Annotated in this window: 17 protein-coding genes and 1 tRNA gene; 14 read left to right on the top strand and 4 right to left on the bottom strand. The window is 32.1% G+C overall.

The window, feature by feature from the left end:
* The first annotated feature begins 190 nt into the window (after nucleotides 1-190).
* From pssA to CF66_RS01195, 14 genes are all read left to right on the top strand, one after another.
* Nucleotides 191-1531, top strand: a complete 1341-nt coding sequence (pssA, locus tag CF66_RS01260) for a CDP-diacylglycerol--serine O-phosphatidyltransferase (RefSeq protein ID WP_016503622.1) — start codon at nucleotides 191-193, stop codon at nucleotides 1529-1531.
* A 537-nt stretch (nucleotides 1532-2068) separates the two neighbouring features.
* Nucleotides 2069-2542 (top strand): transcription elongation factor GreA, encoded by a 474-nt coding sequence (gene greA, locus CF66_RS01255; RefSeq protein WP_016503623.1) that lies wholly within the window; start codon nucleotides 2069-2071, stop codon nucleotides 2540-2542.
* Between the two features lie 326 nt (nucleotides 2543-2868).
* Nucleotides 2869-3513, top strand: a complete 645-nt coding sequence (gene rlmE, locus CF66_RS01250) for a 23S rRNA (uridine(2552)-2'-O)-methyltransferase RlmE (protein ID WP_034411469.1) — start codon at nucleotides 2869-2871, stop codon at nucleotides 3511-3513.
* A gap of 93 nt (nucleotides 3514-3606) precedes the next feature.
* Nucleotides 3607-5496 carry an ATP-dependent zinc metalloprotease FtsH gene (gene ftsH / locus CF66_RS01245; protein WP_016503625.1) on the top strand — a complete coding sequence of 630 codons (1890 nt, stop codon included), beginning with the start codon at nucleotides 3607-3609 and terminating at the stop codon, nucleotides 5494-5496.
* 78 nt (nucleotides 5497-5574) lie between these two features.
* Nucleotides 5575-6408, top strand: a complete 834-nt coding sequence (gene folP / locus CF66_RS01240; RefSeq protein WP_034411284.1) for a dihydropteroate synthase — start codon at nucleotides 5575-5577, stop codon at nucleotides 6406-6408.
* 16 nt (nucleotides 6409-6424) lie between these two features.
* Nucleotides 6425-7774, top strand: a complete 1350-nt coding sequence (gene glmM / locus CF66_RS01235) for a phosphoglucosamine mutase (protein ID WP_034411282.1) — start codon at nucleotides 6425-6427, stop codon at nucleotides 7772-7774.
* Nucleotides 7775-7962: 188 nt separating this feature from the next.
* A complete protein-coding gene (secG, locus tag CF66_RS01230; protein WP_016503628.1) occupies nucleotides 7963-8301 on the top strand; it encodes a preprotein translocase subunit SecG in 339 nt (112 codons plus the stop codon).
* Nucleotides 8302-8323: 22 nt separating this feature from the next.
* Nucleotides 8324-8407: transfer RNA gene (locus CF66_RS01225), tRNA-Leu, on the top strand.
* A gap of 229 nt (nucleotides 8408-8636) precedes the next feature.
* A complete protein-coding gene (gene rimP, locus CF66_RS01220) occupies nucleotides 8637-9098 on the top strand; it encodes a ribosome maturation factor RimP (RefSeq protein ID WP_016503629.1) in 462 nt (153 codons plus the stop codon).
* A 30-nt stretch (nucleotides 9099-9128) separates the two neighbouring features.
* Nucleotides 9129-10616 (top strand): transcription termination factor NusA, encoded by a 1488-nt coding sequence (gene nusA, locus CF66_RS01215; RefSeq protein WP_016503630.1) that lies wholly within the window; start codon nucleotides 9129-9131, stop codon nucleotides 10614-10616.
* 24 nt (nucleotides 10617-10640) lie between these two features.
* Complete coding sequence (gene infB / locus CF66_RS01210) at nucleotides 10641-13232, top strand: translation initiation factor IF-2 (protein ID WP_016503631.1); 2592 nt, start codon at nucleotides 10641-10643, stop codon at nucleotides 13230-13232.
* An 18-nt stretch (nucleotides 13233-13250) separates the two neighbouring features.
* Complete coding sequence (gene rbfA / locus CF66_RS01205; RefSeq protein ID WP_016503632.1) at nucleotides 13251-13652, top strand: 30S ribosome-binding factor RbfA; 402 nt, start codon at nucleotides 13251-13253, stop codon at nucleotides 13650-13652.
* Nucleotides 13649-14590, top strand: a complete 942-nt coding sequence (gene truB, locus CF66_RS01200; RefSeq protein ID WP_034411279.1) for a tRNA pseudouridine(55) synthase TruB — start codon at nucleotides 13649-13651, stop codon at nucleotides 14588-14590. Before rbfA ends, truB begins: the two co-directional genes overlap by 4 nt.
* A gap of 197 nt (nucleotides 14591-14787) precedes the next feature.
* Nucleotides 14788-15363 (top strand): aminodeoxychorismate/anthranilate synthase component II, encoded by a 576-nt coding sequence (locus CF66_RS01195; RefSeq protein ID WP_034411465.1) that lies wholly within the window; start codon nucleotides 14788-14790, stop codon nucleotides 15361-15363.
* A gap of 687 nt (nucleotides 15364-16050) precedes the next feature.
* Here the strand turns inward: CF66_RS01195 and crp are convergent.
* From crp to CF66_RS01175, 4 genes are all read right to left on the bottom strand, one after another.
* Entirely contained in the window at nucleotides 16051-16683 is a 633-nt protein-coding gene (gene crp, locus CF66_RS01190) for a cAMP-activated global transcriptional regulator CRP (protein ID WP_016503635.1), read from the bottom strand.
* A 407-nt stretch (nucleotides 16684-17090) separates the two neighbouring features.
* Nucleotides 17091-18128 carry an NAD(P)H-dependent glycerol-3-phosphate dehydrogenase gene (gene gpsA, locus CF66_RS01185; protein ID WP_016503636.1) on the bottom strand — a complete coding sequence of 346 codons (1038 nt, stop codon included), beginning with the start codon at nucleotides 18126-18128 and terminating at the stop codon, nucleotides 17091-17093.
* A 106-nt stretch (nucleotides 18129-18234) separates the two neighbouring features.
* Nucleotides 18235-18693 carry a protein-export chaperone SecB gene (gene secB / locus CF66_RS01180; protein WP_016503637.1) on the bottom strand — a complete coding sequence of 153 codons (459 nt, stop codon included), beginning with the start codon at nucleotides 18691-18693 and terminating at the stop codon, nucleotides 18235-18237.
* Between the two features lie 124 nt (nucleotides 18694-18817).
* On the bottom strand, nucleotides 18818-19255 hold the full coding sequence (locus CF66_RS01175; protein WP_034411277.1) for a rhodanese-like domain-containing protein: 438 nt from the start codon (nucleotides 19253-19255) through the stop codon (nucleotides 18818-18820).
* Nucleotides 19256-19334 lie beyond the last annotated feature (79 nt).

Raw genomic sequence — 19334 nt, 5'->3', positions numbered from 1 at the left:
AAACAATAACATTATTTAATGAAATTTAATTGCATACATAAGATAAAGATCATTAGAGAAATTTTTTAGCATTATGATATAAACCAAACTACATGATATCTTCTACTTAAAAGTCTTTTGATTTTTGTTAGTATTCCTAATTAAAATATTTCATGCTTTTACTTAACTATAGAGGTAAAGAATATCTGGTATGATAGCCAAAAGGAATTCATTTAACCAACTTCCTACCCTTGCAATGAATCCAGAGAAATTTAAAATTCTCTATTCAGCAAAAAAATTTAGGAATCATATTATTAACGCAATCAAAACAGCCTGTACAAGGATTTATCTTGTTGCTTTGTACCTAGAAGATGATGAAGCAGGTCGAGAGATCTTATCTGAACTTTACAAAGCAAAAAAGAAAAAACCAGAGCTTGATACTAGTATCTGTGTTGATTGGCATAGAGCACAACGAGGTTTAATTGGTGAAGCATCTTCTGAAGGTAATGCGGCTATGTATAAATCTTTTTCTGATAACAATGAATATAAAATTCCTATTTTTGGTGTTCCAATTCATAGAAAAGAAATATTTGGTGTATTACACCTAAAAGGCTTTATTGTTGATAATCAAGTTATATACAGTGGCGCTAGTTTAAATAATCTTTATTTAAACTATCATGATCGTTATCGTTTTGATCGATATCATATACTAAATTGCAAAGCATTAGCTGATAGCATGGTCCAATTTATTCGCCAAGAAATAATCGATCACCCAGCAGTTAATGATTTAACTTCTGATTATAAACCAAGCACAAAGGATATAAAAACTGATATTCGTCAACTTCGAGCTTCTTTAGCTCAATCAAGCTATCAATTTATTTCAGAAAAAGCAAACCCAGAACAAATAGCTATAACACCTATCGTAGGAATCGGTAAACATCAAAATAGACTAAACCAGATCATTAATCAACTTATAACTCAGGCAAAAAAAGAAATTTTTATCTGTACTCCCTACTTTAATCTTCCAAAAAGCATAATTAAAAAAATAAAAATAGCCTTAAATTTAGGCTTAAAAGTAACAATTATCGTAGGTGATAAAACAGCTAATGATTTCTATATCTCACCAAAAGAAAAATTTAAGGCTATTGGAGGACTTCCTTATCTTTACGAAGTAAACTTACGTCAATTCGCTAAAGCCAACCAAGCAGATATTTCTAGCTGTAAACTTTCTATTAATCTATGGAAACATAATGATAACAGCTTTCATTTAAAAGGAATTTGGGTTGATAAACATTATATGCTAATTACAGGAAACAACCTTAATCCACGCGGGTGGAAATTAGATCTTGAAAATGCTATCTTAATCCAGGATAATTTTTTTTATTTAACTCCTCAAGTTGAAAAAGAGATAGAAAATATTCTTCGTCACACTAAGCCTATTTTTACCTATCGTCAACTAGAGAAAGTGGATAATTATCCAAAGAATGTAAAAAAACTAATTCGTAAAATAATCAGGATAAAGGCTGACCATGTGCTGAAGCACATTTTATAAAACATAGATAATACCAAACCTTCCAGAATAGTGTCTATGAAAACTTATTAAGTAAATTAGCTAGTTGACTTTAAGTACAGAAGCATGCAACATTAATCATGAAAGCAATATATAATATTACCTATCGTATTAAATTTAAGAGATATAAAATTCAATTTCTCCAAATCAAATAACTTTATGAAAAATACAACCAAAATTTTAGGTTCCATATGTACTAGGATATTGAAAACAACAATAAAGAACATGCTAAATAAAGATAGAAAAGAAAAGATAAAAACTAAAGTTTTTCCTAACCTCAGTACAAAGTTAGATAAAGTTAACTCAATTTGCTACAGATTAACTGACTAGCATCAATATCTATTTTGCTTAGCATCTTAAGCCCTATATGTGGTATAGTATTGAAAAAAAAAGGGAAATAATATAACTTTAATCACGAAGCTTGTTCATTAATATTATAAGAATGATTTCAGATGGTTTATTTATTTAAAGTTGCCCTGTTTATAAGCAACGAGCATTTTAGCATTTAGAGGTAATAAAATGGAAAAAGTTCCAATGACTTCCCGTGGCGCTCAACTATTGCGTGATGAGCTACGTCGATTACTTAAACTTCGCCCTAAAATTTCCGAAGCAATTGCAGAGGCTCGAGATCTGGGAGATTTAAAAGAGAATGCTGAGTATCATGCTGCTCGTGAGGAGCAAGCTATTTGCGAAGCACAAATTCGTGACATTGAATACAAACTCTCAGTAGCTCAGATTATAGATGTTAGCAAAATGAAAAACACTGGAAAGGTTATATTTGGAACTACTGTAACACTTATTGATATTGATACAAATGAAGAAAAAACCTATCAAATTGTTGGTGATGATGAAGCTGATATTAAGTCAGGTCGTATCTCTGTTAGTTCACCAATTGCACGAGGATTAATTGGAAAAATGGAAGGTGGTGAAGTGGTTATATCTACTCCAGGTGGAGATAAAGATTTTGAAATTAATAAAGTTCTTTATTGCTAATAACATAACAAGATGAATTACGAAAAGCTACGGCAAAGCAGTGACTTTCCGTCATCCATCAACACACACACTAGGTTGGTTTTATATATTCTTTATTAATTTATCATTATGTTCAGAACGAATCGCTCTAATTGCTATAACACATTGCTTTCTTAGAGTTTTTTATCAAAAAGTATTCTTGCAATGAGTTAAAAATTGTATATTATATGAATAAATCTTTACTTACATGCATTATGCCGCTAACGTTAATTGAATGTTATTGCATCGGAAGCAAAATTTTATTTAATGATTGCATCGTTCGAACTTTTTTTGGTTTAAAAACTCACATGAGCAAAAAAAATTCAGGTAGCTCCGCACGCTGGTTAAAAGAGCATTTTGATGATAGATATGCTAATGAAGCCAAGAAAAAAGGGTATCGTTCACGTTCTGTATTCAAGATTCAAGAGATTCAGAATAAAGATAAATTACTAGAAAAAGGAATGACAGTTGTTGATTTAGGAGCAGCCCCTGGCGGATGGTCACAATACGTAATTGATATAGTTAGAAGTGATATAGGACAAGTAATTGCTTGCGATATTTTACCAATCAATTCAATTCCTGGAGTTACCTTCTTGCAAGGTGATATTCGTGAGAAGAAGGTTTTTAAAACATTACTCAACAAAATTCAACCTGATAAGGTTAACGTGATATTATCTGATATGGCACCTAACATGACTGGTCACTCATCAATCGATCAATCACGTACAATGCATTTAGTTGAGTTAGCTTTAAACATTTGTAGACAAATTTTAGTGTCTAATGGTAGCTTTGTAGTGAAACTTTTCCAAGGCGAAGGTTTTGAGCAATATCTTAAAAAAGTTCGTAACGCTTTTAAAATTGTTAAAATCAGGAAACCAAATGCTTCTCGATCTCGTTCCAAAGAAGTTTATATTGTAGCTTCTGGTTATACAGATTCACTACTTTGCCATTAAAAGCACACGTTATGATATAGCTACAGATTACAAACTGTAGTACCCTACCCTTTAATTACAATTAATTATCGCGAGGCTGACACCTTGAGTGATATGGTAAAAAATTTAATTTTGTGGCTAGTTATTGCTGTAATATTGATGTCACTTTTCCAAAATTTTAGACCTGGAGAAAAGAACATCAGAACAGTTGATTACACTACATTTCTCCAGGAAGTGGGTCAAGGCCAAATTCAAGAAGCAACATTTAAAGGTCAAGAAATTACCTTTACACGTCGTGGAAGTACATCTAAGTCTATAACTTATATGCCAGTTTATGATCAAAAGCTTCTTGATGATTTAATTAACCAAAGCGTAAAAGTACAAGGAACTCCACCAGAAGAGCAAAGTCTTCTAGGTACTATTTTTATTTCATGGTTCCCTATGATCTTACTTATTGGTGTATGGATCTTTTTTATGCGCCAAATGCAAGGCAGTGGTGGTAAAGGTGCAATGTCTTTTGGAAAAAGTAAAGCACGTATGATGAGTGAAGAACAAATTAAAACTACTTTTTCTGATGTTGCTGGTTGTGACGAAGCAAAAGATGACGTTAAAGAGCTAGTAGATTATTTGAAAGATCCAAATAGATTCCAAAAACTGGGTGGTAAAATACCAACTGGTATTCTAATGGTTGGTCCTCCAGGTACTGGTAAAACATTGCTTGCTAAAGCTATTGCTGGTGAAGCAAAAGTGCCATTCTTTACTATTTCTGGTTCAGACTTTGTAGAAATGTTTGTTGGTGTAGGTGCATCTCGTGTACGAGATATGTTTGAACAAGCAAAAAAAGCAGCCCCTTGTATCATTTTTATTGATGAAATTGACGCAGTAGGTAGACAACGAGGAGCAGGAGTTGGTGGTGGGCATGATGAACGTGAACAAACTTTAAATCAAATGCTAGTTGAAATGGATGGATTTGAAGGCAATGAAGGTATTATTGTCATTGCAGCAACCAATAGACCAGATGTTCTAGATCCCGCCTTACTTCGCCCTGGCCGTTTTGATCGCCAAGTTGTAGTAGGTTTACCTGACATACGAGGTCGTGAACAAATTCTTAAAGTTCATATGCGCAAAGTTCCTTTATCAAACGATGTTGAGCCTTCTCTTATAGCACGTGGTACTCCAGGTTTTTCCGGGGCTGATCTTGCCAATCTTATAAACGAAGCTGCCCTCTTCGCAGCCCGTAACAATAAACAACATGTTTCAATGGTTGAATTTGAGTTAGCAAAAGATAAAATTATGATGGGTGCAGAACGTCGTTCTATGGTTATGTCTGAAGAAACTAAAGAATCAACTGCTTACCATGAAGCAGGTCATGCAATTGTTGGACGATTAGTACCGGAGCATGATCCCGTATACAAAGTTTCAATAATTCCTAGAGGACGCGCTTTAGGTATCACTATGTACTTGCCAGAACAAGATCGTTTAAGTATGAATCGTCAACATCTTGAATCTATAATATCTAGTCTTTATGGCGGTCGATTAGCTGAAGAGTTAATTTATGGAAAAAATCAAGTATCAACTGGGGCATCTAACGATATTGAAAGAGCAACAGAAATTGCGCGAAAAATGGTAACTCAATGGGGATTTTCAGAAAAATTAGGCCCTTTACTGTATGCAGAAGATGAAGGAGAAATTTTCCTTGGTCGAAGTGTTACTCAGACAAAACATATGTCTGATAATACAGCCAAATTAATTGATGATGAGGTTCGTAAAATTATTGATCATAATTATGACAGGGCTAAATATATTCTTGAAAAAAACATGGATATCATGCATGCAATGAAAGATGCTCTCATGAAATATGAAACAATTGATTCAGGACAAATTGATGATTTGATGGCACGCAAAAAGGAGATAAGAGAACCTGCAGGTTGGAATGATAAGGTTAAAGGAAATGGAAATCAAACATCTTCAAATAGAAACTCTAATACAACAATAATAAATTAAAAAGACATTAAGACAAAGTATTATGAACGCATAAGCTGATAACTAATTTCAAATCTTTTTTTCTATTTTTAGAACTATATGATTATCAAAAATAATACAAAATCACTTGATTTATCTAAGATTCATATTATGGGAATCTTAAATGTTACGCCTGATTCTTTCTCTGATGGTGGTAAATATAACTCGCTAGATAAAGCTTTTCTACAAGCGCAAAATATGATTAATTCTGGAGTTAGCATTATTGATATTGGAGGAGAATCAACAAGACCAGGGGCAAGTAAGGTATCTTTGTCAGAAGAACTTAAGCGTGTTCTCCCTATCATTAAAATAATCCGGGAATATAACAGTGATATATGGATTTCTATTGATACTAGTAAGCCAGAAGTTATGAGGCAAGCTATAGAAATGGGAGCAGATATGATTAATGATGTTTGTGCTATGCAAGTACCAGGAGCTTTAGAAATTGCTAAAACGTTTCAAGTTCCAGTTTGTTTAATCCACACAAAAGATAAATATATCCAACAAACCAACTCTCAAGATATTTCTCGAGAAATAATTAGTTTTTTTATCAAAAGGATTAAGGCTTGCGAAATTGCAGGGATAAAGAAAAATAAATTAATACTCGATCCTGGTTTTGGGTTTAATAAAACTTTAAAGAATAACTATCAAGTACTAGCACATTTAGAAAAATTTCATCAATTAGGTTTTCCAATTTTAGTTGGAATATCTAGAAAATCTATGCTGTTTAAATTATTAAATAAAAAACCTGAAAATTGTGTTCTTGCCAGTGTAATATGTGCAACTATTGCAGCTTTTAAAAGGACTAATATCATTAGAGTGCATGACTTTAGAGAAACATTAGAAGCAATGAAAATTATCAAGATGATTCGAGCTAATTCTAACTTCGAATAATAATTAAGGAACAAGTATGTCTAATAAAAAACGTTACTTTGGTACTGATGGAATTCGAGGAAAAGTAGGAAGACATCCAATTACTCCAGATTTCATTTTAAAATTAGGTTGGGCGGCAGGTCGTATACTAGCTAAAAAAGGCACCAATAAAGTAATCATTGGAAAAGACACTCGTATTTCTGGTTATATGCTTGAATCATCTTTAGAAGCTGGGCTTGCGGCTGCTGGTCTTAAATCTATTTTAACCGGTCCTATGCCAACTCCGGCTATTGCCTACTTAACTCAGACTTTCCGTGCAGAAGCAGGTATTGTGATTTCTGCATCACATAATCTTTACCAAGATAACGGAATTAAATTTTTTTCTTCAGAAGGAACTAAGTTACCTGATGATATTGAATTAACAATTGAAAAGGAACTTGATAAAAATATAGAATGCGTACAATCTGCTAAATTAGGTCAAGCAACACGTTTAAATGATGCTGCTGGTCGTTATATTGAGTTTTGCAAAAGCACCTTTCCGGTAGATAGTAATCTAGCAGGATTAAAAATTGTCATTGATTGTGCTAACGGCTCAACTTACCATATCGCACCAACAGTATTTACCGAGCTTGGTTCTAACGTAATTGCAATTGGTGTACATCCTAATGGTATAAATATTAACTATAAGCGAGGATCTACCAATGTTAAAGCTTTACAAAAAAGAGTTTTAGATGAAAAAGCAAACTTAGGTTTAGCATTTGATGGTGACGGTGACCGAATCATTATGGTAGATGAGTTAGGCAATAAAGTCAATGGTGATCAGATTGCCTATATTATTGCCTCTGATGCTCTGTACCAAAATAAATTAAAAGGCGGTGTTGTTGGAACATTAATGACAAACTTAGGTATGAAAAATGCTTTAAAAAATATAGGTATCCCTTTTATCCAAACACATATTGGTGATCGCTATGTAATGGAGGAATTGCTAAGACAAAACTGGAAAATTGGTGCTGAAAGCTCTGGACATATAATTTTACTTGATAAAGTGACTACAGGGGATGCAATTGTTGCAGCCCTGCAAGTACTAACTGCAATAGTAACTCAAGGAAAGTCATTAAATGAACTTTTACAAGGAGTAACATTATATCCTCAAGTACTTAAAAATATAAAAATAGCTAATAATTCAAATCCACTTCAGGAAAAAACTGTTAAAAATACTATCAGTGAGGTTAGGAGATTTTTAGGCAAAAAAGGACGAATCTTAGTAAGGAAATCTGGTACTGAACCATTACTGCGTATAATGGTTGAAGGAGAAGATATGGAATTAATCAATGCTTTAGCAGAAAAAGTTGCTAATGCAATTCTTAAAAACTGCTCATTGCTTTAATAAGCAATATATTATGAGCTTTATTTTAGTTAGGTATATAAATTACTATTTATAGTAAATTTTACTTGTTCTTATGGTTCATTTTACGTTAGGATTATTCTTTGTATATTTAAGAGCCTTATTAATTTTACTCTTCTAAAATTAATAATAACTCTAATAGTTAGATAAAGTACATATAGGAAACTGTCATGTTTTCAGTCTTACTAGCTGTTTATCTTTTAACAGCATTTTTCATTGTTTCCTTTATACTGATTCAACAAGGAAAAGGTGCAGATATAGGGGCTTCATTTGGTTCTAGTGCTTCAAACTCTATTTGGGGTACTAGCGGAAGAGGAAGTTTTTTAGCTAAAATAACTTCTATCTTTGTAGCTATATTTTTTATACTAAGCTTAATACTGGGCAATATGTCTGCTAATAAAACAAGCAAAAGGTCAGTTTTAAGCAATCATCAAGATGAAATTGTTGCATTAAATAAGGATAGTTCTACTGATAAAAATATAGATTCAAGAAATAATGATATACCCTAATAAAAACAAATCATTTTTTTGTGCCGAGATGGTGAAATTGGTAGACACGCTAGCATGAGGTGCTAGTGCTTTATGTGTGAGGGTTCAAATCCCTCTCTCGGCACCATTACTTACCATAATTTTATTTACAAATTGTTTTTTTAACCATATGATTTAATTAACTTTAGGTAGATGGATTTTTGGTGCTTTTATTTTTATATTGCATAAATCCAGAGCAATTTAAAGAACACATTCACTTGTTTTATTTTATACAATTGGTATAGAATCTTTTAAGTGATTATCTGGAATTTAAATTGGGCTCCATGCCCTTTTTTTATTTCTGGAGCATTTTTTATATGACTAATTTAGAAAAACAATTGACTGACATACTCAACGGGCCTATATCAGCATTAGGTTATGAATTTATTGGATTAGAATTTAACTATCCAATCAATTCAATATTACGAATTTATATTGATAATAAAATAGGAATTAATATAGATAATTGTACAGAAGTTAGTTATCAGGTGAGTGCTATACTAGACGTTGAAGATCCCATTTCAATACCCTATATTTTAGAAGTTTCTTCTCCAGGCTTAGACAGACCACTTTTTAAATTAGCGCATTATGAAAAGTTTATTGATCATGAAGTTAATCTCATTCTGAAAGTAACAATAAATAATTGCCGTAAATTTAAGGGAGTAATTCATTCTGTTAGAGATCAATGTATCGTACTGAATGTCCAAGGAGAAAAAAAACGATTTGTACTCAATAATATCTTGAAAGCTAACTTAATTCCAAAATTTAAATTTCTTTGAGAAATAGATGCTTAAGAGGCTAAATTTAAAATGAGTAAAGAAATTTTAGCAGTAGTAGAAGCAGTTTCAAATGAAAAAGCTGTACCTAGAGAACGAATTTTTGAAGCTTTAGAGATTGCTTTAGCTACATCAACTAAGAAAAAATATGAAATCGATATTGATGTGCATGTTATTATCGACCGGAAAACAGGTGAATTTCAAACTTTTCGTCAATGGGAAGTAGTTAAAACAGTTGAAAATCCGACAAAAGAAATTTCCATCGAAGCTGCTCAATATGAAAATGAAACTATTACTATTGGTTGTTTTATTAAAGATAACATCGATTCAGTAACCTTTGATCGCATCACTACCCAAACGGCAAAACAAGTTATTGTACAAAAAGTACGTGAAGCTGAACGAACACAAATTGTCTCACAATTTATAGATAAAGAAGGTGATCTAATTACTGGTGTTGTCAAAAAAGTAAATAGGGAAATAGTAATTTTAGACTTAGGTAACAATGCTGAAGCAGTAATTTTACGTGATGATCAACTACCGAGAGAAAATTTTCGACCAGGAGATCGTGTTCGTGGACTTTTATATAAAATTGTACCTGAATCTCGCGGTTTCCAACTGTTTATTACTCGTTCAAAACCTGAGATGCTAGAAGAATTATTTCGTATTGAAGTGCCAGAAATTGGTGAAGATCTTATTGAATTAAAAGGTGCTGCTCGTGATCCTGGCTCTCGTGCTAAAATAGCAGTCAAAACTAACGATCGTCGAATTGATCCGGTTGGTGCTTGTGTTGGTATGCGTGGTGCTCGTGTCCAAGCCGTTTCTAGTGAATTAGCTGGTGAACGTATTGATATCGTACTTTGGGATGATAATCCAGCTCAATTTGCTATCAATACAATAGCTCCAGCAGATGTAGTTTCAATTATAGTTGATGAAGATGAACATTCTATGGACATTGCAGTTGAAAAGAATAATTTAGCACAAGCTATTGGTAGAAATGGTCAAAATGTACGTTTAGCATCTCAATTAACTGGCTGGGAGCTTAGCATAATGACTATTACTGAACTAGAAGAAAAACATCAAAAAGAATCACAAGCATCTATTAAAATATTTATGAAGTATCTAAATATCGAGAAAAATTTTGCAGAAATCTTATCTGAAGAAGGATTTTCATCGTTAGAAGAAGTAGCTTATGTACCAGTTAATGAATTATTAAAAGTAGATGGATTAAATAAAAAACTTGTTGAAGAACTTCGTAGCCGTGCTAAAGATGCACTTACAACTATAGCATTAGCACAGGAAGAAACTTTTGAAGGTGTTAAGCTTTCTCAAAATCTACTTAATCTTAAAGGTCTAGAACGTGAAATGGCATTTAAGCTTGCAGCGAAAGGAATCAGTACACTAGAAAATCTAGCTGAACAAAGCATTGATGAGCTAGAAGGAATCAATGGATTAACAGAAGAACATGCCGGTAAGCTAATTATGGAGGCACGTAACATTTGTTGGTTCAATAATGGGAAATAATTTCAGCAACAAAGAGGATGCCTAATGACAGAATTAACTGTAAAAGCTCTAAGTCAAGAGATTGGCATACCAGTTGATCGCTTAATTGAGCAACTTGCTGATGCAGGAATTAAAAAAGCAAGTAATGAGAAAGTTTCAGATGTCGAAAAACAAAAGCTATTAAGTCATCTAAAAAAGGAACATGGTGATATGTCTGGAGAATCTGAACCGACTCGTTTAACTCTTCAGCGTAAAACTAGAAGTACATTAAGTGTCATAGCAGGAAGTGGAAAAAGCAAAGATATTCAAGTAGAAGTGCGCAAAAAACGTATCTATGTAAAACGCAGTAGTATTGAAGATAAAACTACAGAAATTTCAACAACACTCAAAGTAAATGAAAAAAATAAAACCATTAAAAAGAAAGCTAAACGGGTGCAAGCTGGAAAGGCTAAGAAACAAATGAATTCAAAAAATGCAGACGTTAATGCAAATGAACAAGTAGTAAAAAAACAAATTGATGAATTTAAGCTCCGTCAAGAAGAGGAAGCTCAGCGTAAAGCAGAAAGAGAATCAATAAAACTTGTAGAAAAAGCACGTAAACTTGCTGAAGAAAACCAAGTTCGTTGGACTGAAGAAGAAAGAAAAACAGAACTAGAAAATTCTGATTACCATTTAACTACTTCTACATATGCTCGTGAAGCTGAAGATGATGAAGATCGTAAAAAAGAAGAAGGAGGACGTCGAAAGAAAAAAAAACATTCTAACCATGAGCACATTCGTGATACTCGTAATAATCAACGCAATAGCAAAATTCGAAACAAAAACAAACATTCTATATTAAACTCAACCCAGCATACTTTTACTAAAACAGCTGTAGTAACTAAACAGGATATTATCATTGGTGAAACAATTATTGTTTCTGAACTAGCAAATAAAATGTCAATGAAATGCGCCGAGGTGATTAAAGTTATGATGAAAATGGGAGCCATAGCTACCATTAATCAAGTAATCGATCAAGAAACAGCTGCCCTAGTAGCTGAAGAAATAGGATATAAAGTTATCCTGCGTAAAGACAATGATCTTGAAGAAGCAGTACTTTCCGATCGTGATTCTGATACTCTTCCAAAGAGTCGTGCTCCAGTAGTAACTATCATGGGACATGTTGATCATGGTAAAACTTCCACACTTGATTATATTCGCAAAGCTCATGTGGTTTCTAAAGAATCTGGTGGTATCACACAACACATAGGTGCATATCACGTAAAAACTAAAAATGGAATGATTACATTTCTGGATACTCCTGGACACGCAGCTTTTACTGCTATGCGTGCTCGGGGGGCTCAAGTAACAGATATAGTTGTACTCGTTGTCGCAGCGGATGATGGTGTTATGCCACAAACAATTGAAGCAATACAACATGCTAAAGCAGCCAATGTTCCGTTAATTATTGCCGTCAATAAAATAGATAAAGAAAACGCAAACCCAGATAATATAAAAAACGAGCTCGCAAATTACAGTGTTATACCTGAAGAATGGGGAGGTGAGAATATGTTTGTTAATATCTCTGCAAAACAAGGTACTAATATTGATATTCTGTTAGAAACTATTCTCCTACAATCTGAAATGCTTGAACTTACCGCCATTAAAGACGGAATGGCTTCTGGTATTGTAATCGAATCTCGTCTGGATAAAGGTCGTGGTCCAGTAGCAACGATTTTAGTTCAGTCTGGTACGCTAAATAAAGGTGATATAATACTTTGTGGTCAAGAATATGGTCGTGTTCGTGCTATGCGGAATGAAAATGGTCAAGAAATTATAACTGCAGGTCCATCTATCCCTGTAGAAATTTTTGGTCTTTCTGCTGTTCCAGTATCTGGTGATGATGCTACAGTCGTACGTGACGAACGCAAAGCTCGTGAAGTAGCTAATTATCGTCAAGGCAAATTTCGTGATGTAAAACTTGCAAACCAACAAAAAATTAAACTTGAAAATATATTCTCAGATATGACTTCTGGTGATATTGCCGAACTAAATGTTGTACTTAAAGCTGATGTTCGAGGATCTGTTGAAGCTATTTCAGACTCTTTACTTGAGCTTTCTACTAATGAAGTAAAAGTAAATATAGTTGGTTCTGGTGTTGGAGGGATTACAGAAACTGATGCAGTTCTTGCAGCTGCTTCTAATGCAATAATTCTTGGTTTTAATGTACGAGCAGACGCATCTGCTCGTCGTACTATTGAAACAGAACATTTAGATCTTCGTTACTATTCAGTTATTTATCAATTAATTGATGAAGTAAAAAAAGCGATGAGTGGAATGCTTACACCAACATTAAAACAACAAATTATTGGTCTTGCGGAAGTTCGTAATATATTTAAATCACCTAAACTAGGTGCAATTGCAGGTTGTATGGTAACTGAAGGTCTAATTAAGCGTAGCAATCCAATCCGAATATTACGTGACAATGTTGTTATTTATGAAGGTGAATTAGAATCTTTACGTCGCTTTAAGGATGATGTTCAAGAAATTAAAAATGGTTATGAATGTGGTATTGGCGTTAAAAACTATAATGATATTCGTATTGGTGATCAAATAGAAGTATTTGAAATTTTCAAAATTACACGTACTTTAGATTAAATACAGCAGCCAAATAAAATGCCTAAGGATTTTAGCCGAACTAAACGCATTGCACAGCAGCTACGCAAAGAACTAGCTTATATTCTGCAACACAAAATTAGTGAACCTAGTTTAGGTATGATAACTATTTCTGATATACAAATATCACGTGATTTATCCTATGCTAAGGTTTTTGTAACTTTTTTTTCCAATAAAAAAATAGAAACACCAGAAAATCGTTTATCTTTGCTTAAAAAGTATGAGGTTTATATCCGTATGCTCTTGAGTAAACGTATACGTTTACGTTTAACACCTCATATTCATTTTTCTTATGATTACACCTTAACTAAAGGTAGACACATATCAAACCTAATAAACAAGGATAGTTATCGAATTCGTAGTAATAAAGCAAAATATCAAAAAAAGGATGAACTGTTATGATAGAAAACTATCTAAATAGTCGTTCAGTTAATGGAATTATTTTACTTGATAAACCGATGAACATTTCATCTAATCATGCATTACAACAAGTTAAACGGCTTTATTGTGCTAAAAAAGCAGGACACTCTGGTACTCTTGATCCTTTAGCAACTGGTATGTTGCCAATCTGTTTTGGAGAAGCAACAAAATTCTCTCAATTTTTATTGAACTCTGATAAATGTTACATTGCAAAAATAAAACTTGGTGAACGTACTGATACCTCAGATTCAAATGGAAAAATTATTGAAACTCGTGATATAAATGTAACACGAAAACAATTAGATCATTCTTTAAAAAAATTTACAGGTGAAATTCTTCAAATTCCTTCAATGTTTTCTGCACTAAAATATAAAGGTTATCCACTTTATAAATATGCTCGTAATGGAGTTGAAATTCCACGTAAAGCGCGTAAAATTACAGTATACTACATAAAACTTCTTTACTTTAAAAAAGATGAGCTCGAGATAGAAATTCACTCTTCAAAAGGAACTTATATACGTACTATTGTAAATGATCTAGGTGAAATTCTAGGATGTGGAGCTCATATTACTCAGTTACGACGTATTGGGTTCGCTAATTATCTATATCATCAAATGATAACATTAGATGAACTTAATGAACTAGTTAAACAGGCTCAGAAAAAAAAGCTTCCTAATGAAACATTCTTAGATTCTTTATTGATGCCAATGGATACTGCTATTAGACACTTACCTAAAATAAATATAGATGAAAAACTAGTAAAACTTATTTGTAATGGCATCAAAATTAAATTGCCAGAAGAAGAGATATCAGCTCAAGGTTTTGTTCGAATAATAACTAAAGAAACTAAAATTTTCATTGGTGTTGCCATGATTGATAAAAGTGGAACAGTAATCCCGAAACGCTTAATATCATCTTGAAAAAATAACTTTTCAAAAAGTAGTATATACAAACTTATTTTTAAGTTATATACTTCTATTTTAATAAACTTAAAGGATACAAGTAATCAAAATTGCAAAGCACTTTCTACTAAATAAAGTTAATGACTTGTTTTTTGTTTTTAATGATAGATAATGTAGCGGTATATATATAAGTTAACATATTTTATTTTATGGCTATGCTGCTTATTATCGATAATTACGATTCCTTTACATACAATTTATATCAATATTTCTGTCAACTAGGAAGAAAAGTCAAGGTAGTACGCAATGATAAAATTGATATTTCTGGGATTCAAAGACTTAATCCAACACACTTAGTTATTTCTCCTGGCCCATGTACACCTAATCAAGCTGGCATTTCTTTAGAAGTAATTAAATACTTTTCAGATAAACTGCCTATTTTAGGAATTTGTCTTGGTCATCAGGCTATTGCACAAGCTTTTGAAGGAACAATAGTACATGCTCGTCAAATTATGCACGGCAAAACATCACTCATTGTACATAATCGACAGGATATATTTTATGGATTGAAAAATCCATTTACAGCAACACGTTATCATTCATTAGTTGTTGAAAAAAACACGTTGCCAGATTGCTTTGAAATTACAGCATGGACTGAATTAGCTAGTGGTTGCATAGATGAAATCATGGGCTATCGTCATAAAATATTTGCAATTAATGGAATACAATTTCATCCTGAATCAATAAAAACAGAGCAAGGACATCAGCTTTTATTAAACTTTATTCAATAACTAAGTTTATTTAAGTAAAACTAACTTTTGCTGATTTTAGTTTATTAATATAGGAAACTATAATGATAAGCAAGAATCAGGTTCAGGTAGTGCGTAGTTAAATGATGTAATGGTTCATAATCCAATAAAACCAAATCATACTTGCGCTGTAATTATAGAACCTTTAAAAAAGATTAATCTTATCAAAAAATAAATTTATTCAAACCATTAAGCAACTATGTATGTTATTAACACGATTTTTGATTTTTTGATGAAGTACAAACAAGTAATGTTCATACTGGAAACTTTTATGCATACCAAGGTTTAGGGTTTATCCTAAACCTTCTAAGCATAATAGCTAAAATCACCTGGCTGTTTAATCTTAATTAAAGCTAAATTCAAATTATCAGCTTTTATTACTCCTGGAACTATCGATGTTACTAGTATTACTAATTCACTAGATAAAGAATATTTTGGTCCTTTTCTACAAATAGTATCTTACCAAGGCCTAGTTTAGTTTTGCAATTAAATCTTAAATTCACTATATGTCATATGTCATATAACAAATTTGTTAATTCTATTCACTATAATTTTAGTCTTAATCTATGGCTTATAATGTCACAATAACCTTCATAGCTAAAAATATATTATCGTTAAGTATAGATTTATTAAATCTATTAAATATCTAAAAATATTTAATAACCGAAATCAACGAGTACCATAAACCACAATAGTTTTACCATGAGCTGAAATTAGATTCTGCTCTTCTAACATCTTTAAAATACGCCCAACAGTTTCACGAGAGCAACCGACAATCTGTCCAATTTCTTGACGAGTAATTTTAATTTGCATCCCATCAGGATGAGTCATTGCATCAGGTTGTTTAGCTAAGTTTAATAAAGTCTGTGCAATCCGACCTGTTACATCTAAAAACGCCAAGTCACCTACTTTCTGACTAGTAACTTGAAGACGCCTTGCCATTTGTGCAGAAAGATGCATTAAAATATCTGGATTAACTTGAATGAGTTGACGAAATTTCTTAAATGAAATTTCAGCTACTTCACAAGGAACTTTTGCACGTACCCAAGCTGTACGTTCCTGATCTTCTTCAAATAAACCAAGCTCGCCAATAAAATCACCTTGATTAAGATAAGAAAGAATCATTTCCTTTCCTTCTTCATCTTTAATAAGAACAGCAACAGAACCTTTAACGATATAGTACAAAGTCTCTGATTTTTCACCTGCATGAATTAATGTACTTTTTGAAGGATACTTATGAATATGACAATGTGAAAGAAACCACTCTAGTGTTGGATCAATTTGAAGTTTACCTAGAACCATAATTTTCACTTCCTTTAATAGGTAGGCTATAAACCTGACTATTCTAGCAAAATCTAGAACAAACTTACTAGAGTAAAAATAATTTACAAGAGCTAGAAGCCAACTTAATATTTTACTCAATAAGGAAATGAAAAACAATAATATTACTAACTAAATTACAAGATTTCCATCATATTATATTACATTTATAATACCTAAATTATATAGCTAGGCTCTATAACAAACTAGAAGAATCAGTAATATTAATTACTATAGAATCAAACAAAAAATATTTAAATTTAGTATTAATTAATTTTGTACTTAAACTATTGACTCAATATCTTTAGCTAAAAATTTACCAAAAATAAATGCTAAACAGATCTAACGGAAAAAATTTGAACTTTGCTTAAAAATATTAAAAGTAAAAACTACTTGCCCTCCGATTTTTTATCACGAGCTAGTAAATCTTTAGCTGCTAAATGCACATTTTTCCCTTGATATAATACCTGATATATTTGCTCAACAATTGGCATTTCTGCATTCACACGTTTTGCAAGCATATAAACCTCTTTTGTATTATGATAGCCTTCAATAACTTGACCTATTTCTTTTTGAGCTGTAGCTATGTTTTGCCCTGCTCCTACTGCAACACCAAAACGACGATTACGAGATTGATTGTCAGTACAAGTTAATACTAAATCTCCAAGACCTGCCATACCCATAAAAGTTTCAAGTTTTGCACCTAAAGCAAAACCTAAACGTGTCATTTCTGCTAAACCCCGAGTAATAAGTGCCGTACGAGCATTAGCACCAAACCCAATTCCATCTGATATCCCAGCACCTATCGCAATAACATTTTTTACTGCACCACCAAGCTGCATGCCTGTAAAATCACTATTAGCATATACACGAAATGTCTTATTACAATGAATTTTTTCTTGTAATTCTTCTACGAACTGAATATCAGATGAAGCAACTGATATTGCAGTTGGCATCCCCATAGCAAGCTCTTTTGCAAATGTAGGGCCAGATAAAACTGCTAATGAATACTGATTACCAATAACATCATGAACAACTTCTTCCAAAAGACGACCTGTTTCCGGTTCAAGACCTTTAGTGGCCCAACAAATTCTTGTGTCTTTACGGAGATAAGGTTTTATATCCCTTAAAATACTAGAAAAAACATGACTTGGTACTACAATCAATAGATCACGACTAGCCTGAACAAGCTTTTCTAAATTAGACTCAATGATAAGCGTTTTTGGAAAATTAATACCAGGCAAAAATCGATGATTAGCACGATCTTTAATAAGTTGCACCATATGGTCTAACTTATGTCCCCATAATAAAACAATATTATCGCTATTACGAGCTAAAGAAATAGCTAATGATGTGCCATAGGAACCGGCTCCAATGACTGCCATAGAAACTTCGTTAGTATAATTATTATTAACATTTAGAACCATTATTTTTTCGTACCTAATTATATACAACTCAATCTATCTGATACTAGATTAAGCACTAAAATATTTTGCGTTAATAAGGTTCTTTTAATAGAAAAGCAGGTCACATTCAGTGTTTTCCTTTGTTTTCTTGTTTCTTTAAATAATTTATAAATAGTGCATCAAAATTTACTGGATCTAGATTAAGTTGAGGAAAAGTACCTTTAATAACTAAACTTGAAATAGTTTCTCTGGCATATGGAAATAAAATATTTGGACAAAAAGCGCCTAAACAATGAGCTAGTTTATTTGCTTTTATATTATTTACAGTAAAGATACCACCCTGTTGAATTTCACATAAAAAAGCTGTTTCTTGTGCATTAGTAACAACTACTGTTAACCGTAATAAAACTTCATAAGTACTTTTGTATAATTCAGAACTTTTAGCATCAATCTCCAATTTTACATCTGGTTTCCATGCTTTCTTAAATACCTGGGAGGAACTTGGCACTTCAAAAGATACATCTTTTAAAAAAATACGTTTAATTGAAAAATTCTGTTGTTCTTGGTTTTCATCTTCAAGAGCCATCATATAATCCTTAAATAATACATTTTATACTCCTTAGAATAAATTTGCTAAATAAAATCAAATTTATTTTTTTTAAAATACCTCTAAAAAAAGTCTAGTTTATCTACCTATAGGTAGCATACCTCTATATAATATTATTAGAAATTAAAGGAATATTATCTTCCTTCCAAGCGATTAAACCATTTTTCAAGACATTAACTTTTTTAAACTTAGATTTTATCAATAAATGAGCACTTTCTTTAGAAGAGTTACCAGTTTCACAAACTACAATAATTGGTCTGGATTTATAATTTATAAGGTTACCTAAATTGCCTTTTTTAAGGTCTAATGGTAAGATATTAACAGAATTAATAATATGACCTTTTTTAAATTTATCTTGAGAACGGATATCAATTATAATTCCATTTTCACGATTCATTAATAAAACTGCTTCTGAAGTGGTTATTTCTTTATATAAGATATTGTAAGATTTAAGAAAATGAACGATTAAAGCAAAAAAAAGAGAAAGCCATATTAAAAATAAAATCAAATTTTGTTGAAAAAAATCAATATACTCTTGCATATTCCCTGTTCTTGCAATGTTTAAATAAACTTGATATGGAGTATAACGAAAATACTAATCCAAGGCGAGTAAATGAAAG

The sequence above is a fragment of the Candidatus Photodesmus anomalopis genome (assembly GCF_000731785.2).
In the GTDB taxonomy this organism is placed as follows: domain Bacteria; phylum Pseudomonadota; class Gammaproteobacteria; order Enterobacterales; family Vibrionaceae; genus Vibrio; species Vibrio anomalopis.
The sequence above is the reverse complement of the archived record's forward strand: the minus strand, read 5'-3'. Positions and strand labels throughout refer to the sequence as shown.

What these genes read in the sequence shown, in the direction of transcription:
- CF66_RS01175 (WP_034411277.1), bottom strand. Translation starts at nt 19,255, where the DNA reads ATGCAAGAGTATATTGATTTTTTTCAACAAAATTTGATTTTATTTTTA.
- crp (WP_016503635.1), bottom strand. Translation starts at nt 16,683, where the DNA reads ATGGTTCTAGGTAAACTTCAAATTGATCCAACACTAGAGTGGTTTCTT.
- nusA (WP_016503630.1), top strand. Translation starts at nt 9,129, where the DNA reads ATGAGTAAAGAAATTTTAGCAGTAGTAGAAGCAGTTTCAAATGAAAAA.
- greA (WP_016503623.1), top strand. Translation starts at nt 2,069, where the DNA reads ATGGAAAAAGTTCCAATGACTTCCCGTGGCGCTCAACTATTGCGTGAT.
- rlmE (WP_034411469.1), top strand. Translation starts at nt 2,869, where the DNA reads ATGAGCAAAAAAAATTCAGGTAGCTCCGCACGCTGGTTAAAAGAGCAT.
- secB (WP_016503637.1), bottom strand. Translation starts at nt 18,693, where the DNA reads ATGGCTCTTGAAGATGAAAACCAAGAACAACAGAATTTTTCAATTAAA.
- glmM (WP_034411282.1), top strand. Translation starts at nt 6,425, where the DNA reads ATGTCTAATAAAAAACGTTACTTTGGTACTGATGGAATTCGAGGAAAA.
- rimP (WP_016503629.1), top strand. Translation starts at nt 8,637, where the DNA reads ATGACTAATTTAGAAAAACAATTGACTGACATACTCAACGGGCCTATA.
- pssA (WP_016503622.1), top strand. Translation starts at nt 191, where the DNA reads ATGATAGCCAAAAGGAATTCATTTAACCAACTTCCTACCCTTGCAATG.
- rbfA (WP_016503632.1), top strand. Translation starts at nt 13,251, where the DNA reads ATGCCTAAGGATTTTAGCCGAACTAAACGCATTGCACAGCAGCTACGC.
- ftsH (WP_016503625.1), top strand. Translation starts at nt 3,607, where the DNA reads ATGGTAAAAAATTTAATTTTGTGGCTAGTTATTGCTGTAATATTGATG.
- gpsA (WP_016503636.1), bottom strand. Translation starts at nt 18,128, where the DNA reads ATGGTTCTAAATGTTAATAATAATTATACTAACGAAGTTTCTATGGCA.
- CF66_RS01195 (WP_034411465.1), top strand. Translation starts at nt 14,788, where the DNA reads ATGCTGCTTATTATCGATAATTACGATTCCTTTACATACAATTTATAT.
- infB (WP_016503631.1), top strand. Translation starts at nt 10,641, where the DNA reads ATGACAGAATTAACTGTAAAAGCTCTAAGTCAAGAGATTGGCATACCA.
- folP (WP_034411284.1), top strand. Translation starts at nt 5,575, where the DNA reads ATGATTATCAAAAATAATACAAAATCACTTGATTTATCTAAGATTCAT.
- truB (WP_034411279.1), top strand. Translation starts at nt 13,649, where the DNA reads ATGATAGAAAACTATCTAAATAGTCGTTCAGTTAATGGAATTATTTTA.
- secG (WP_016503628.1), top strand. Translation starts at nt 7,963, where the DNA reads ATGTTTTCAGTCTTACTAGCTGTTTATCTTTTAACAGCATTTTTCATT.